This window comes from Marinisporobacter balticus (assembly GCF_004345705.1).
In the GTDB taxonomy this organism is placed as follows: domain Bacteria; phylum Bacillota; class Clostridia; order Peptostreptococcales; family Thermotaleaceae; genus Marinisporobacter; species Marinisporobacter balticus.
On record NZ_SLWV01000045.1, the window covers coordinates 1 to 15375 of the forward strand.

At 31.6% G+C, this 15375-nt stretch carries 15 protein-coding genes and 1 riboswitch; of the genes, 4 read left to right on the forward strand and 11 right to left on the reverse strand.

Annotation, left to right across the window (positions count from 1 at the left end; translation table 11 throughout):
- Positions 1-109: 109 nt before the first annotated feature.
- Complete coding sequence (locus EV214_RS17750) at positions 110-1288, reverse strand: hypothetical protein (protein WP_132248216.1); 1179 nt, start codon at positions 1286-1288, stop codon at positions 110-112.
- A gap of 371 nt (positions 1289-1659) precedes the next feature.
- Positions 1660-1749, forward strand: a riboswitch (glycine riboswitch).
- Between the two features lie 147 nt (positions 1750-1896).
- On the opposite strand from EV214_RS17750, the gene EV214_RS17755 reads away from it, so the two are divergent.
- Complete coding sequence (locus EV214_RS17755; RefSeq protein ID WP_132248218.1) at positions 1897-2169, forward strand: ACT domain-containing protein; 273 nt, start codon at positions 1897-1899, stop codon at positions 2167-2169.
- A gap of 15 nt (positions 2170-2184) precedes the next feature.
- Positions 2185-3543, forward strand: coding sequence for a PFL family protein (locus EV214_RS17760; RefSeq protein WP_132248220.1), 1359 nt, complete (start codon positions 2185-2187; stop codon positions 3541-3543).
- A gap of 56 nt (positions 3544-3599) precedes the next feature.
- Here the strand turns inward: EV214_RS17760 and EV214_RS17765 are convergent, their stop codons facing one another.
- Complete coding sequence (locus EV214_RS17765; protein WP_132248222.1) at positions 3600-3842, reverse strand: hypothetical protein; 243 nt, start codon at positions 3840-3842, stop codon at positions 3600-3602.
- Positions 3843-4094: 252 nt separating this feature from the next.
- On the opposite strand from EV214_RS17765, the gene EV214_RS17770 reads away from it, so the two are divergent.
- Positions 4095-4718, forward strand: a complete 624-nt coding sequence (locus tag EV214_RS17770) for an NUDIX hydrolase (RefSeq protein ID WP_132248224.1) — start codon at positions 4095-4097, stop codon at positions 4716-4718.
- 141 nt (positions 4719-4859) lie between these two features.
- The gene (locus EV214_RS17775) at positions 4860-5192 is read left to right on the forward strand and encodes a hypothetical protein (RefSeq protein ID WP_132248226.1); all 333 of its coding nucleotides are present in this window, start codon (positions 4860-4862) and stop codon (positions 5190-5192) included.
- On the opposite strand, the gene EV214_RS17780 is transcribed toward EV214_RS17775, so the two are convergent.
- The 9 genes from EV214_RS17780 to EV214_RS17810 all read right to left on the reverse strand — a co-directional run bounded on the left by EV214_RS17780 (position 5160) and on the right by EV214_RS17810 (position 15258).
- Positions 5160-7310 (reverse strand): ATP-binding protein, encoded by a 2151-nt coding sequence (locus EV214_RS17780; RefSeq protein WP_132248228.1) that lies wholly within the window; start codon positions 7308-7310, stop codon positions 5160-5162. The two genes, EV214_RS17775 and EV214_RS17780, sit on opposite strands and share 33 nt — an antisense overlap.
- On the reverse strand, positions 7307-8437 hold the full coding sequence (locus EV214_RS17785) for a metallophosphoesterase family protein (protein ID WP_132248230.1): 1131 nt from the start codon (positions 8435-8437) through the stop codon (positions 7307-7309). Before EV214_RS17785 ends, EV214_RS17780 begins: the two co-directional genes overlap by 4 nt.
- Positions 8438-8649: 212 nt before the next feature.
- The gene (locus tag EV214_RS17790; RefSeq protein ID WP_207669729.1) at positions 8650-10407 is read right to left on the reverse strand and encodes a choline/carnitine O-acyltransferase; all 1758 of its coding nucleotides are present in this window, start codon (positions 10405-10407) and stop codon (positions 8650-8652) included.
- Positions 10408-10454: 47 nt separating this feature from the next.
- A complete protein-coding gene (locus EV214_RS17795; RefSeq protein ID WP_207669730.1) occupies positions 10455-11495 on the reverse strand; it encodes an ABC transporter substrate-binding protein in 1041 nt (346 codons plus the stop codon).
- A 550-nt stretch (positions 11496-12045) separates the two neighbouring features.
- A complete protein-coding gene (locus EV214_RS18895; protein WP_165916462.1) occupies positions 12046-12222 on the reverse strand; it encodes a hypothetical protein in 177 nt (58 codons plus the stop codon).
- A 390-nt stretch (positions 12223-12612) separates the two neighbouring features.
- The gene (locus EV214_RS17800) at positions 12613-13257 is read right to left on the reverse strand and encodes a DUF2238 domain-containing protein (RefSeq protein WP_132248232.1); all 645 of its coding nucleotides are present in this window, start codon (positions 13255-13257) and stop codon (positions 12613-12615) included.
- A gap of 207 nt (positions 13258-13464) precedes the next feature.
- A complete protein-coding gene (locus tag EV214_RS17805; RefSeq protein WP_243116716.1) occupies positions 13465-14037 on the reverse strand; it encodes an aspartate/glutamate racemase family protein in 573 nt (190 codons plus the stop codon).
- On the reverse strand, positions 14000-14167 hold the full coding sequence (locus tag EV214_RS19260; RefSeq protein WP_243116717.1) for a hypothetical protein: 168 nt from the start codon (positions 14165-14167) through the stop codon (positions 14000-14002). The genes EV214_RS17805 and EV214_RS19260 overlap by 38 nt, the downstream gene beginning before the upstream one ends.
- 344 nt (positions 14168-14511) lie before the next feature.
- Positions 14512-15258, reverse strand: a complete 747-nt coding sequence (locus EV214_RS17810; RefSeq protein ID WP_132248234.1) for an alpha/beta fold hydrolase — start codon at positions 15256-15258, stop codon at positions 14512-14514.
- Positions 15259-15375 lie beyond the last annotated feature (117 nt).

The window sequence follows — 15375 nt, forward strand, 5'->3', positions numbered from 1 at the left end:
TAGAAAGTAAATTGATTTTTAAAGTCATCTTCAATGGCTTGTTTGCTATGCCCATAAACTTATTGGACTGTTATCTTGATATATTTCAGACTTTCACCTCATCTATATTTTATAACATTTTTACGAAGATTCCTGCAATGATAACAGAAGCAATCGTTACCGTTGTAAAACCTCCTACAAGCATTTTAGGAAGCATATCTTCTAATACAAATTCCTTTTCTTCCTCTGTTTTACATACAGCTTTTACTGCTTCAATTGTTAAAATATAATCTGCTGGAAATCCAAATAGTGCTGTTAATGCTACTGAAAATGCCATTTCTTTTGAATATCCTAGTAACTTTCCTGCTAACGTTGATAAAATTGCCATACCAATTACCCCTAATACAATAATTCCTAGAAGAGGTCCTACAATTTCACCAAGCATTGCTGGTGTTGCTTTTGACAAACTCGCAAAGATGAATGCCATAAGAACCGTCATCATCCATCCAAAGGCATTGGCTTTATTTAATGCCCTTTCTTCAAGAAATCCTATTTGACATGCCAAAACACCAAATATTAGACAAACAACAAATTCATTTAAATGAATATAAGGTGCGGCAAAATGTGCAAGACATGCAACAATACCTAACTTTAAAAGAATAAAATAAGAAGTTTGATATTTCTCAGATAATGATGGAATAAGCTTTTTCTTACCTAATCCTTCTTCTTTACTTTTTTCTATTATTTGTTCATTATCTTTTTTATCTTTAAAAACATTTGATAACCTTTTTGCTTCTTTTTTTAAGCATAATGCTGTTATAGGATATCCTATAAAACCCTGCATAATATACATGCAAGTTGCAAGTACTGCCAAGCTTGTCAACCCCAAATCATTTGCTGCACTAGACATAAGGATTGACGCTACAACTCCTCCAGTAAGTGGTGGTGTTGCTACAATAACTGTTTTCGCTCCAAAGAATGCTTTACCAATTGTTAAGGTCATTGCACATACACCTAATATACCCATCATAGCAATTACTACGGTTTTCCACTGTGATAGTAATTCCCTAACACTCATTAAAGTTCCCATATGCGTTAATAATAAGTACATAGATACATAAACAACTGGTTTTACAAAAGAACCTTGATCAATTAAATCTTTAGGAAAAACAGTCCAAAACCCAATCAAAAATAAAACTGCTGAAACAAATACCGATGGAACAAATGCTTTTGTTTTTGTGGATACAATTTCTCCAATGGTCAATACCAAAAGAATAATCGTGAATGCTACGATAACACTTAATATCATTACTCCTCCCCCTTTATGATCATCTAAATATAGCCCATATATATAAGCTTTTTTCTCTTATATCTAATCGAAATAAAAATGATTTGTATATTTTTCTTTCCTTTATCACTTTAACAAATTAATACTTTTATGTATAAATATTCATTGTTGTAATATTACCAATATTTTCGAAATATGTCAATATGTTTCGAAAATATTTTGAATCTGCCTACCTCATTTTTAAGCTTTCTAACTAAATCTATTTTGTTTTATTCTTTGTCTTTATTAATTTTGAAAATTTTTAGTTGCTTTTTGTAATGTCTTTGTGTTAGAATAATTTACATAATTTCATAGCTTCGGATGAAGATAACGGAAGATTTTCGACCGTTATTGGACGAACCTCTGGAGAGACTCAAAAGAGCACCGAAGGGGAAAGCCAAATTTTTGGCGAAACTCTCAGGTAAAAGGACAGGGGATTTTAATAAAATAAAGAGTAGTACCATTTGATTTATTTCATGGTATCTTCTTTCATTTAAAATCTTGCTTTCTAGAGACGAATTATCTTCATTTCGTCTCTTTTTCATTTTAAGATTCGATACAATTTACACTAAAAGAGGAGATGATTTTTAATGAAATCAGTTGTTACAGTAATTGGGAAGGATAAAATAGGAATTATCGCAAAAGTTTCTTCTGTATTAGCAGAAAACCATATTAATATTTCGGATATTAGTCAAACTATTTTACAGGATTACTTTACTATGATTATGATTGTAGATTTAACAAAAGCAAGTAGTAATTTTAAGACGATACAAAATAAACTTGAAGCTGTTGGACAAGATATTGGTATATCTATCAAAATACAACATGAGAATATTTTTAATTCAATGCACAAAATTTCATAATAGGAGATGAAGCATATGCATAATTTTAATAATATAATGGAAACGATTCAAATGATTGAAAAAGAAAAATTAGATATTCGAACCATTACCATGGGCATATCTTTACTAGATTGTTGTGATTTTGATGGAAAAAAATCAAGAACAAAAATTTATGACAAGATCACAAAATATGCCCAAAATTTAGTTAAAGTAGGAGAAGACATTGAATCAGAAATAGGCATCCCTATTATTAACAAAAGAATATCTGTAACACCCATCGCCCTTATTGCGCAGGCAAGTAATGATAAAGATTATGTAGCATTCGCAAAAATACTTGATGAAGCAGCTAAAGCAGTAGGTGTAAACTTTATTGGTGGGTTTTCAGCCCTTGTACATAAAGGATATTCAAAAGGAGACAAAATCCTTATAGATTCCATACCCGAAGCGCTATCTGTTACTGAAAGGGTATGTTCTTCAGTAAACATTGGCAATACAAGATCAGGAATTAATATGGATGCTGTACGGGATATGGGCAAAATCATCAAAAGAACAGCTTATCTTACGAGAGAAAATAATAGTATTGGATGTGCAAAACTCGTAGTTTTTGCCAATGCTGTAGAAGATAATCCTTTTATGGCTGGAGCCTTTCATGGCGTTGGAGAAGCTGAATCTATCATAAATGTTGGTGTAAGCGGTCCTGGTGTTGTCAAAGCAGCCCTTGAAAAAGTAAAAGGTGAAAGTTTTGATATTGTTGCAGAAACCATCAAAAAAACTGCTTTTAAGCTAACTAGAGTTGGTGAATTAGTAGCAAGAGAAGCTTCAAAACGACTAGATGTTCCCTTTGGCATACTCGATTTATCCCTTGCCCCAACCCCTGCTATAGGAGATAGTGTGGGAAGAATTTTAGAAGAAATGGGTATTGAAAGCTGTGGAGGCCATGGTACTACAGCAGCTCTAGCTCTCTTGAATGATGCTGTCAAAAAAGGTGGCGTTATGGCATCTTCTCATGTAGGAGGCTTAAGTGGCGCTTTCATTCCTGTAAGTGAGGATGAAGGCATGATTAATGCTGTACAGCTTGGTTCTCTGAATATAGAAAAACTTGAAGCCATGACATGCGTCTGCTCTGTAGGTCTTGATATGATTGCAATACCTGGAGATACGCCTGATACGACGATATCAGCCATTATAGCAGATGAGGCAGCGATTGGCGTTATAAACAATAAAACAACTGCTGTACGATTGATTCCAGTTTTCGGAAAAACGGTTGGTGATGAAGCTGAATTTGGAGGGCTTTTAGGAAGAGCTCCTATTATGGCTGTAAGTAAGTTTTCAAGTAGTGATTTTGTAAACAGAGGTGGAAGAATTCCAGCGCCAATTCATAGTTTTAAAAATTAGTATTTTAGCAATCGAATCTACAAAATATAAGCTAGGTGAAAACTCACCTAGCTTATCTATACTTGCATATGATTTACTTTTATTCCTTCTAAACCATTTAATGTATCCATCATATTTTGTATTCTGCCCATATCTGATCTCAAATTTAATGTAATGAGGCCATGATTGATTTCTTCTGGATCATGAATCCCAAATCTTCCAACAATCAGATCTCCATTTTGAGTTAGAATTTCTTGCATGCGTGGAGCAGAATCTGTTCTATGATCTACGCTTATACTCATAACACTTAAATTATCCATATCTAATCCTCCCTATTACAGTTTCTCTAAATAGTTTCAACCATCCTCAAAAGAAATATACCTATTAAAAAATAGTTTGTAAACCGCTCAAAGTATCATATACTATTATTAGCAATCTTTATTACATAATAAGGGATAAAAAAAATAATTAAAATACCGCACAAGATTAGTGAACTTATTTTTAAATCATCCCTAAAGTTAAAGATAAGCTTTCACTTTCACATAAACTTAAAGATAGGTCAGGTGATACATATGGATCTTAATTCTATTCAAACAAAAATAAAAAACAGAAAAGCTATTCCTGAAGGAAAATACACATGCTTTTCTGTTTTAGTCCCAATTGTTAAAGTTAAAGATCAACTTCAACTTTTATTTGAAGTTCGTTCAGAAGATTTAAAAACCCAACCCAATGAAATATGTTTTCCAGGAGGAAAATTAGAAAAAAACGAGTCTACCAAACAATGTGCCATTCGAGAAACCTGTGAAGAATTAAATATTTCTCCCGATCATATAGAGATTATGGGGCCTTTAGATTTTTTGGTACTGCCTTATAATCTTATACTCTATCCTTTTTTAGGAACAATTTCTGGCATGAATACATCAGATATTCTGTTTAATAGAGATGAGGTATCCAATATTTTTACGGTTCCTATAGACTTTTTTATTAAAAATAAGCCGACAAAATATTACATAGACCTAAACGCCTCTATGCCTAATAATTTTCCATTTTCTATGATCCCAAGTGGCAAAAGCTATCATTGGCGAACAGGAGAATATCCTGTTTTGTTTTATCAATATAAAAACTATGTTATTTGGGGATTAACTGCTAGGATTATCAAAAATTTTGTTAATATTATGGATGATATGGAATCATAAGTATTGAATGTATACAATTCACAAGCCGTTATGAAAAATACAATTCAATTATACGTTATATGGTATTCATATATAACATATATACATGATATAGTATTTGCTGTATACTATATCTATATGATAGTTAGGGGTGAATTACAAATGGATATATCCGTATATGAATACCATTACAAAGAGATTAAAAATTTAGTAAATACATTGGGTGTTGACGAAGCAGATGATTTACTTAAAAAAGAACTTAGTCATATATCAAAAGCGGTTATGCATACACGAGAAAAGATTTCAAACATGAAACATACCATAAACAGTACTACAAATAGTGATGAACTCCTTCATCTAAAATACGACATTGAAGATACCACTAATCTTTTAAATACTCTACTTGGAAATTTAAAAACTGCTGATGAAAGGTATTTATGCTTTGAAAAATATTTAGCGAACCTACAAAACTTCTGGGAAAACTCGCTGGATTAAACCTTGTGATAAGTTGATCATATGCACATGTGAAAATTCTTTTAGTCTCACTATTTCTCTTCTTTGACAAGTAAATAAAATAACTTGATGTGTCTTTGCATATTGATATAAATAGTTTAAAACTGCATCTAGTCTACGTTCATCATATTGCACAAATGCATCATCTAATATAAAAGGTACGGAAAAATCTTTATCAAAAATGCATTGAATGATCCCTAATCTTAAAGCAAAATAAATCTGATCCAAAGTGCCATTGCTAAAATATTCTATCTCTTTGATTTGATTTTTTGCTGCATCCTTTATTTTTATTTCATACTCTTCAGAGATTTTTAATTGTTCATACTTATGGTCTGTAATGCTGCTTAAAATATCTCCAACTGTTTTATTGAGTCTAGGTCCAAAGCTCCTTTGTATTTCCTTAAATGCATCTTTAAGTATATCTGAAGCAATCTCTAAAGATGCTATGATTTCTTCATACTCCTCAATCTTTTTCTTACTTCTTTCCATTTCCTCCTCGATTGCTACTAGCGATTTTTTTTCGTGCAACCGGGTTTTTATTCTATGCTCAATATCCTTTATTTCTTTCTCTCGTTCAATCAATATTTGTTGCTGATTTTTTATAGTATTCTCTATTTCTTCTTCATCAATTGTTTCATTTATTTTTGTATTATTAAAGTTTTCATATACTTTTTTCATATTTTCTACATCTTGATCATAAAGTAATGCTTTATAAATTTCCTCTAAGGATCTTATCTTTTGTTCTAATGCTCGTTGATCGTTCAATTTACTACTACATTTATGCATCCAGCTTTCCACTTCATCTATTTTCATATTTTCTCCACAAAATGGTTTTATCTTTTCTATCATTTCTCTTTCTAAAACATTTAGGGCATCTTTTTCACCTTGAATATCTTTATGCATACAGGCTATTTCTTTTTTAATTTCTTCGATATTATTCGTAATATTTTTTCTCTGCATAAACGCATAGATGCACATAAGAAAACCAAGTACACTTATGCCATATAAAGAGCTATTTTTCATCCATCCCATTATACCACTTCCTATGATAGTAATAGCGCCAAGCATCATTGCAGTATTTGAATGGGTTTGAAGTTTTCTATTTAATGTCTTTAATTTTTTTTCTATCCTTGTCTGTAATCCCCTTTTTTGATCTTCACCTTCTTTATAACTGTTTTTTCGCTGTATCCAAATAGTATGCTTCTCTTTCATCTCATCAATAAAATTTTGATTTACAACATGTCCATTAAAATGTAATGCTTTGCTGATTGTTTCTTTTTCTTGAGAAAGTTCCTTGATCTCACCTTTATATACCATTAGTTTTTTGTACGCTTTGTAAATTTTTAATTGTTTTCGGTGTCTTTTTTCTTTTTCTAAATCTTTTATTCTATTTTCTAAAAGCTGTTTTTCTTCTATCTTTTTATTAGATAAGATTTGATCCTCAGAATTCTCTTCTTGAAGATGCATCCTCTGCCCCCATTGTCCTTGAAAATTAGCATAGTTTTCTTTTAGTTGATCTATTTTTCCTGTTTTTCTTCCATTGATTAAATCTTTTTTTGCCTGAGTTAAATGTTCTAAAGCTTTATGATAAGAAACATCTTCATCTCCACTATCCTGAAGGTTGCTAAGACGTTTCATAATTTCGTCTTCCCCATCCTTCCCTACTTGACACATGAGCTGTCTTACGAATGTAGTTTTTTCAAAAGCATCTTCTCCTAATCCAAAAATGTCTACCCCCGGTTTATCAGGATCAATATGATTTGAAGCTTTTCCTGTAACAACATCTAATACCCTAGATTCATCTTCTTTTTTCTTTTTTCCAAAAGTTCTTTGAATCATGTATATATTTTTATGGTTATCTTCAAAATAAATTGATCCAAAAGCATTTTCTTCATTCCAAGGTAAAAACCGCTTTCGATCATTTTCTCTTATTTTTTTCTTTTTTGAATCCATCCCATAAAACATGGCTTTTATAAATGCTTGTAGGGTACTCTTTCCAGCTTCATTCTCTCCGTATATGACATTAAGCCCTTTTTTTAATTCAATATCCATATCTTTTAACTTTCCAAACCTACCTGCTGAAATTTTTTTTATCATCATAGAAGATCTATCCCCTCTCCTTCTAAAGCTTTTATGCCAAACTTTAAAGCTTTTAATAATCGTTTCTTTTCTTGTTCATCGCAAGCTTGATACATCTTTTCTCTCATATTTCTTATAAAAATTCCTTTTAATGAAAATTCTTTTTCCAAAGCATCATAATCGAGAATCATCTGTGTATCATCTATTATTTTTATAAAGTAAAATTCTTCCTTTAGTTTTTGTTCTATCAAATCCGTACGGATACTAAATTTTTCTGATATTTCCCCTATTAAATGAATTTTGTATAAATGAGTTTTTTTATAGGAATTTTCTATTTGATCATTAATTTTTCGGATGATTTCCTCATAAGTGCGCGTTTCACTTATATCGATTTTTTTCACAAAATACTTTCGTTTACTCGTTTCTTGAAAACGAAGATGACAATATCCTTTTCCTAGTTCTCCAATCAATACCCCTTTTTCTCCCAGTTCATCAAACCCTCTACCCTCAGGACATCCACTATATGCAAAAAAAGTATTTTCTACGCTTTCAATGCCTGTGTATTTGTGTGTGTGGCCTAAAGCCAAATAATCAAGTCTACTCCTGCCAATATCCTCTATGGTGATCGGATTATAATCACTTTTTTGCCCTTTTTGTACTACCTGTCCATGTAAAACCATCATGTTTATATAGGATTCGTCATCGACGCAGAAATTTTCTATCAAAGATTTTCTTTCATATGACTTTGAAAAACCAACGCCATATACGCATGTATTTAATTCTGCTAAATTTACTTTACTGATTTTTTCATGAAAAATATATACATTAGATGGCCACTTCATCGTATGATAAAAAGATTTATGATCATAAAAATCATGATTTCCCGGGCAAAGAAATATCTTTGTATCAGAAATTTCTAGAAATTTTTTATGGATATAATCTAACGTGGTTTGCATCACACGCTTGTTATCGAATAAGTCTCCACTAATGAATAAAATTCCTACCTTTTCTTTTTTTACAAGTTCAATAATTGTCCCAAAGGTTTCACGTAAATCTTCTTTTCTACTTTCTGATTTATTCCTTGATAATTCAGAAAAAGGTGTATCAAAATGTAAATCTGCACAATGTAGAATTTTCACTTTATTCATTTCTAAACCCCCTAAGCAAAATCAAAAAATTATTTTAACCCTTATTATTCATCAAACCCAAGATTAAGCGCATCGAATGTTTTTTTCGCACTACCCATTCCTATTTTCTCATCATATCACAAAAAAGAACTATAGAAAAATTCTATAGTTCTTGAAAATAAACGTAATCTCCTTCGTTAGAAACCTATATGTACCTGTTTTTATTCAATCATTCAAATACGCATCAAATCTGCCATCTCAACTAAAGACGCTTCAATATTTGCTACAAGCTGATCTAGTTTTTCTTTCATATGCGTTCTACTCGTCATATTAAAACAAATATGTTGCTTATCTTTAAGATATCGAACCGCAAATCCATCATCAACAATGGGTCCATAACCAGCTAGTTTTATCCCCTTAACAGATGTGGTGCTGGTGCATACAGTGCTATGGGTGAGCGTTTTGTAGCCCTTATCTTTAAAAAAGGTAGGTAAATCATCCATGCCTATCTTTTTACCAAACTGTTTATACATGCTTAAGAGTCCAAATAAATGTCCATCTACCCCTTTTCCATTCTTACATTCATTGATTCTATCACTATGTTTTTGTGTGGCTTTGATTAAAGAGGTTACTTTTGTCTTATGATCACAATCATTTGAAAGTATGTTTCTTATAAATGCCATCGATTCATTTGATACACAATACATCACTTCTATACGGCCTTCTAAAAACTGTCTTGTCATGATCGGTTCATATTCACTATAACATTTCCCATATAGTTTATACTGCGCTAGTTGTATCGCTAATTGAACAAACGCATCTGGACTTACTTTAAATGTTTTGATGAGCTCTGTTCCAAACTGATCAAACTGCAAAATCCTTGTTTGTGTATCAATGATAGCCTGATCGAATTGATTTGAGGCACTGCGCATTGTTTCAGCTAATGCGCTGTTTAAGTGAAAGGTTAACTTTTGGGGTACCTCTTTTGAATCGATCGCTTCATTGCTACCTATTGGTTGCATATTTTCATAAAGATAGGTTGTAAATCTTGACATAATCGAACCATCTGTTCCCGTATGTTCCATGTTAACGCCGATTTCTCCGTTTTTAGAAATAATAAATTGTAAGGATTTATCATACCATCTGTTTTTCCCATTGCCATAAAGCATCATGTTTGAAGCCTCTTCTAAAGTATTTGTGTGCTGATCCTCTAAACATAATACAAAGATTGCTTTTTCGATTTTCTCTAGATGCAGTTTATTCTGTGCATCTATTTTTAGCAAGTCTTCCCTCGTATCTGCCCACTGATCTCTATTCATAGTGGTAAGAATTCCGATTCCTTGCCCTTCTTCTTTTTTACTTTCCTCTATAATATGTTTTAGATCTGCTTCAATCTCTGATGCATCTCTACTTTCCCCTGAGTCCTTCAATACATCTAAAGTGAATATCTCTGCCCTATACAAAACAATGATATGCTTTTGTTTAAACGTTGTTTTATGTAAATCCTTTTCTCTTTTGGGAATCCTTGTAGTAGAAAATAACTTTTTATATTGAAGCATACAAAGGGGTTTTCCCCCTTGTAATTCAACTTCTAATTCTTCTTGATCAATCAAAGCCTTAAATCTTAAAATAGATAAAGTAAGCGCTGTGGCGATATGTTTTTGTGTACACCCTAAATCTTTCAGCTTATTTTTTATGATATAAAAAACATTCCCCTTTATAATCAATGCATCACGCGGTTCTAAGTATATATCTTTCCAAAGAGGCGCCGTCCAGTTAGATAGATTGTTTTCCTCTGACCAGTCTATGAGCTGTTTTTGTAGCTTTTTCCCATCTTTTCTTTTAAATTCTTCTACGACTTCTTTTGTCTTGCGAAACGCCTCTTTTGTCAATAATGGTTCCACCCATTCCATAAAAGCATCGCAAGTGTCACTTAATTTAGGAATCTGTATTTTAGGTAAGCGCTCTTGGTTTGCAAATGTTTTTTTCATATGGCTCCCCCTCTAGTATACTTTTAAAATCCATCTCTACTTATATCTTATTGAATCCCTTCTTTAACCTTTTTTTCGATTTCAGCTGGAACCCATTTTGTCCATATTTCCTCATGTTCTTTTAAAAACCATTTTGCAGCATCCTTCGCATCTGCTTCATTCTCTTGCATATAAGCTAGTGCACTACTCGTCACTTCACTGCTTGTTTGATACTGCTTTAAGAACTGCTCCACTTCAGGTGCTTTTGTTGAAAATTCTTTGTTGACTGCAATCGTAAGATCTTGTGATGGGAATGCACAACGATAGCCATCCTCCCATTTTTCTTTTGTATAAGCTTCATCTTCAAGGAGTGTCATATCATACTTTCCAGTCACCCAAGTAGGCTCCCAATAATATCCTACCCAAGGCGCTTTATCTTCGATTGCTTTTGTAATAGATGCTGCTAAAGCAGGCGCTGATCCCGCTTGAAAATAGTTGTACGCTTTATCTAATCCATAGTTTTTTATCTTCTCTCTTAGCACTTCATCTGCTGTCCATCCAGGGATGGATCCAAAGATTCTTCCTTTATTCGGATCTTCTGGATCTTTAAAAATCTCCCAATACTTATGTAGGTCTTTTACAGATTTCAAATCCGGCGCGATGGGTTTAATTCCTTTTTTAGGATCCCCCTTGATTACATATGTGGGTACATATAACCCTTGCTTATTATCTGAATAGTTAATGGATAATTCAACAATATCTCCACTTTTAATCGCTTCTTGATATAATTCAACAATATTTCCCGTCCAAATCTCTGTATAAACATCAATATCACCTTGTCTAAGTCCTAATAAAGATGTTTGTTCTGAACCCATCATCTCAGTGGTTGGATATCCATACCCTTTTTCAATAATCGTACTTGCTACTGCATTATGAAAACGAATACTATCCCATCCCGCATCTGCAAAAACAATCGTTTCTTTCTTCTTTTCCTCATTTCCTTGCTCTTTATCTGCATCTGTTTTTCCACAAGCTGATAATAATGACACCATGACAAATAGTCCTATAAGCATCATTAAAAATTTTTTATGTTTTTTAATTTTCATCATTTGTAATTCTCCTTTGTTTGTTTTTGTTTGTTTTTTTTAGTTTACTTACTTCCCTCCCATTTCATACATATATCTGCATACATAAAAGAATTTTCGCGCTACGATGCATCTCACCAACAACATTTGAAATTTGTTTATACTGCTCTATTAGAATATATGCATACCCTTAGAATGATACCCTGATACAATAGAAATAGCTTGTAGTTGTTTATCCCATAGAATCTATGATTCGTTTGAAAATAATAGATTAGTAAATAATACGAAGTTTTAGATGAGTTTTATAGAAAACATTCAAATTTCTTTTACGTTCTATCTATAACTATACACTAATACCATGATTTGTCAAATGCCTGTTAATGTCTGTCCATAAAGAGGACTAAGGGATTACGTTAAATGGATTTCATATTTCGTTGATTTTATTTCTGTTTATCCTTAATTTTAAAAATAGCTTTCTTTCATGGGTCAATATTCATTTTTATGAAAATTATTCCATAAAAAAAGCTGTACTCATCCCATAAGGCTGTTTTTGTTTTTTTCTTAATTCTTGTTATCAAAGAGCACTTCCAATAAAAATGCCTTCATCTAATCCTAAATATCTCATGATCTTTATTTGACTCTTTTTAAGTTTTCTTTGGAATATCCGCCTTTTTAGTCTTTTTTCTTTTATAACCTTTATTGGAACGGTCTCAAATATATCAACAATAGCCTGTAGGATAGGCCTTTTCATTTTAATGTTGCCAGGCCTATAACAATTTCATCTTCTTTTTTCAATAGTTTTTTGTTTAGTAGGTTTTAGTTTTAGAGAATAGCAAACAGCGAATTTACATGGTATACCTTTGTATACTAACTCATATTCTTGTATCCAATACTCGACTTCTTTATTTTGTGCGTTTTCTAGAATAAGAATTTTTGCGTGTTCTCTTTCATTTAAAGCTATTTTTATTAGTTTCTTGGAAATATTTGTGGTTTCAGGAGTTCGAGTGATGAATTTAGTATGTATTAATAATTATTGTGGCTTCAATGATTTTCTATTTTTCTTTATTAGGTATTTCCACTAACGGTCTGGATATGTTGCGACGGTATACATGGTTTCTGTGGACTGTCTGGAAATAGCATGTTAGGTGATATTCTTCTTATTACTATCTAATAAGTTTCCCTTCCTTAAATTACGATCATGTAGTTTGCTAAGCACTATCAAAGAAATTATTGCTCCACATAATGCTAAAAACATATCCCATTGCGTATCCCATATATCACCCTGTGTTCCTAAAAATGCTTCCGCAGCAGTACCTGTTAATTCTGCAACAAACCATTCTATAAGTTCATAAGTTGCACTTATTGCTAAGCATATAGAAACAATAATAAAATTTAGCAATTTGCCTTTCTCTAATGTAGATTTACGTAAAAGTATTTCTCTTATTATCATAGCAGGTACAAAACCTTGAAAAAAATGGCCTAATCTATCATAATAATTTCTACTCAAATCCAAACTATCTTTAAGCCAATTAAAAAGAGGCATCTCTGCATAAGTATAGTGACCTCCAATAAGCAAAATAATTGCATGAATCCATATTAGTTCATATAAAAGATTGGATAGTCTAAAGCTCTTAAAAGTGAATATAATTACAATTAATCCCATTAGTGCTGGAAAAACCTCTAGAAACCATGTAAATAAATCCTTAGGATTTATCACCGACCAGCCCAATATTCCAATAAAACTTACAAGTAAAACATAATATACCAGTTTATTATTTTTATCCATATAGTAGTTCCTTTCATTCTCACTATTTGCAATAATACCGTCTCAATATTAAGGATGTTACCTAACGTTTCGTATCTCCAATTCCTCTGAATTGGACCATCAGAGCTCTTCTTCGCAGGCGGTGCTTGCACCCAGTGAAAAGGTGTGCGTAGCGAACGAAGATATTTTGTTAGAGGATATCCCGTTGCTATAGACTTTAATAAAAATCTATTTAATTAATTCCAAATACCTGCATATAACAGATTCAGCTAAACACTTTGATGCGTCTATGATATTAATTTTATTATGTGATTTTTCTAATACTGCATTTAAATCAGTGCAAGCTATTACAATACTTTCGATATCTTCCTTCTTTACATCTTCGATAAGTTCATTCCAGATACCAACGTTATCTATATTCTTTTTATCTAATTTTATTTTTTGAATCAGATTATTTAACTTTCCTTGCCATTGAGCTTTAAAGACAAATTCATGTCCACTATTAATTATACCTTTTTCATAAATTCCAGATTCAAATGTTGAACTTGTTGAAAATATAGTTACCTTTTGTGAACGCATGGGTAATTGCTTAATAGTCTCTTCTACAATATTTAATAACGGAACACCAATTGATTCTTTTAATTCATTAAAATATATGTGTACCGAATTACATGGCATCGCAATAAAATCCACACCAGCTAATTCAAGCTTTTGTAATCCTTTAATTATGGTCTTTTTCATAAGCTCATGATTTATTGGACGATCAATATAAAATGGTGTAGGTAAGGAATATACCATCATACATATGTGGAAACTCCTCATCATATTTTGCGCCATATTGTAATTGACATTCATCAATAACTAAATCGAGAAATGGAGCCGTTGACCTAGGTCCCATTCCTGCCAAAATTCCAATCAAGCTTCCATTCATATAAATTACCTCCTATAACTTTATACCACTTAAATACTATATTAGGGATTTCCTCTAACGTTTTGTACTCAAGACATTCCTTCACCAAACCTGATCTGGCTTGGTGAAGGAATGTGCTTTGGCTGCTTTTTATGCCAAAACGGACTTGAGTGCATTGTTATATGTAGTTTTAGTAACTACACTTTAAGCTGAATTACTCTTGCTATATTTAAATTTAATTCACATTATAATCAATATCTATACTTACACAAAAATACCACATAATTCAAATTTGAATACTGCGGTGTCCTAGTAAATTATTCGTTTTTTTAATTATGACGTAAATAAGAATTTTTCACTATAGTTTACGTTAAAAAGTTCAATACCAAATTTCTAAATTCCTTTTTATTACTAAACATAGCTGGATGATTTCCAGTCTTATAAATAACTAATTTAGAATTTTGTATTTTTAAATTAATACTTTTCAATATACTTTCAATATTAGGTATTAAATCATCTTTCAAGCTTCCTGTAATTAAAATATCATTTTCTATGCTACTAAGGCTACAATCGAAAAAATCACCTATATTTCTTGAAAAGTTTATAATTAAATTTGTATTTTGTTCAATAACATTTTTCCAGTCAGAGCCATGCATCATAAACCAAAATAACTTAGAACCTAATTTGTTTTTTGCTATTTTTCTATCATGTAAAATTTTTTGGACAAAAGCATAAGATAAATTTTCTCCCATAAAACTATCTACAATTATTTTATTAAATAAAGTAGGTTCTTCTAGTACAGCATTTAGAGCAATAATAGCTCCTCCGCTTGTACCTAACAAATTAACATTGCTAATACCAATATATTTACATAATTCTACAACTAACATAGCATTAAAATGCCAATAATTTAATGGGAGCTCGTTTACTCTCTCTGATTTTCCTTGACCTACTAAATCTAATAAAATCACCTTAAAGTTTTTAGAATAAAATTTAAATTCTGGTATAAACATTTTTGAGGATGCTGTATCCCCATGTATAATTACTAAAGGTTTCCCTTCACCATATACTTTATAATAAATATTAAAGTTTTTATATTTAAAATAAGACATCCTTAACCTCCCAATAATAAACAGAGTTCTCACAGAAACTCATCTGCCCCTGTGATTACTCTCTTTTATTAATTTAATTTTTTATCGATTCCCCCATTTTTTTTTGCATAAAATACT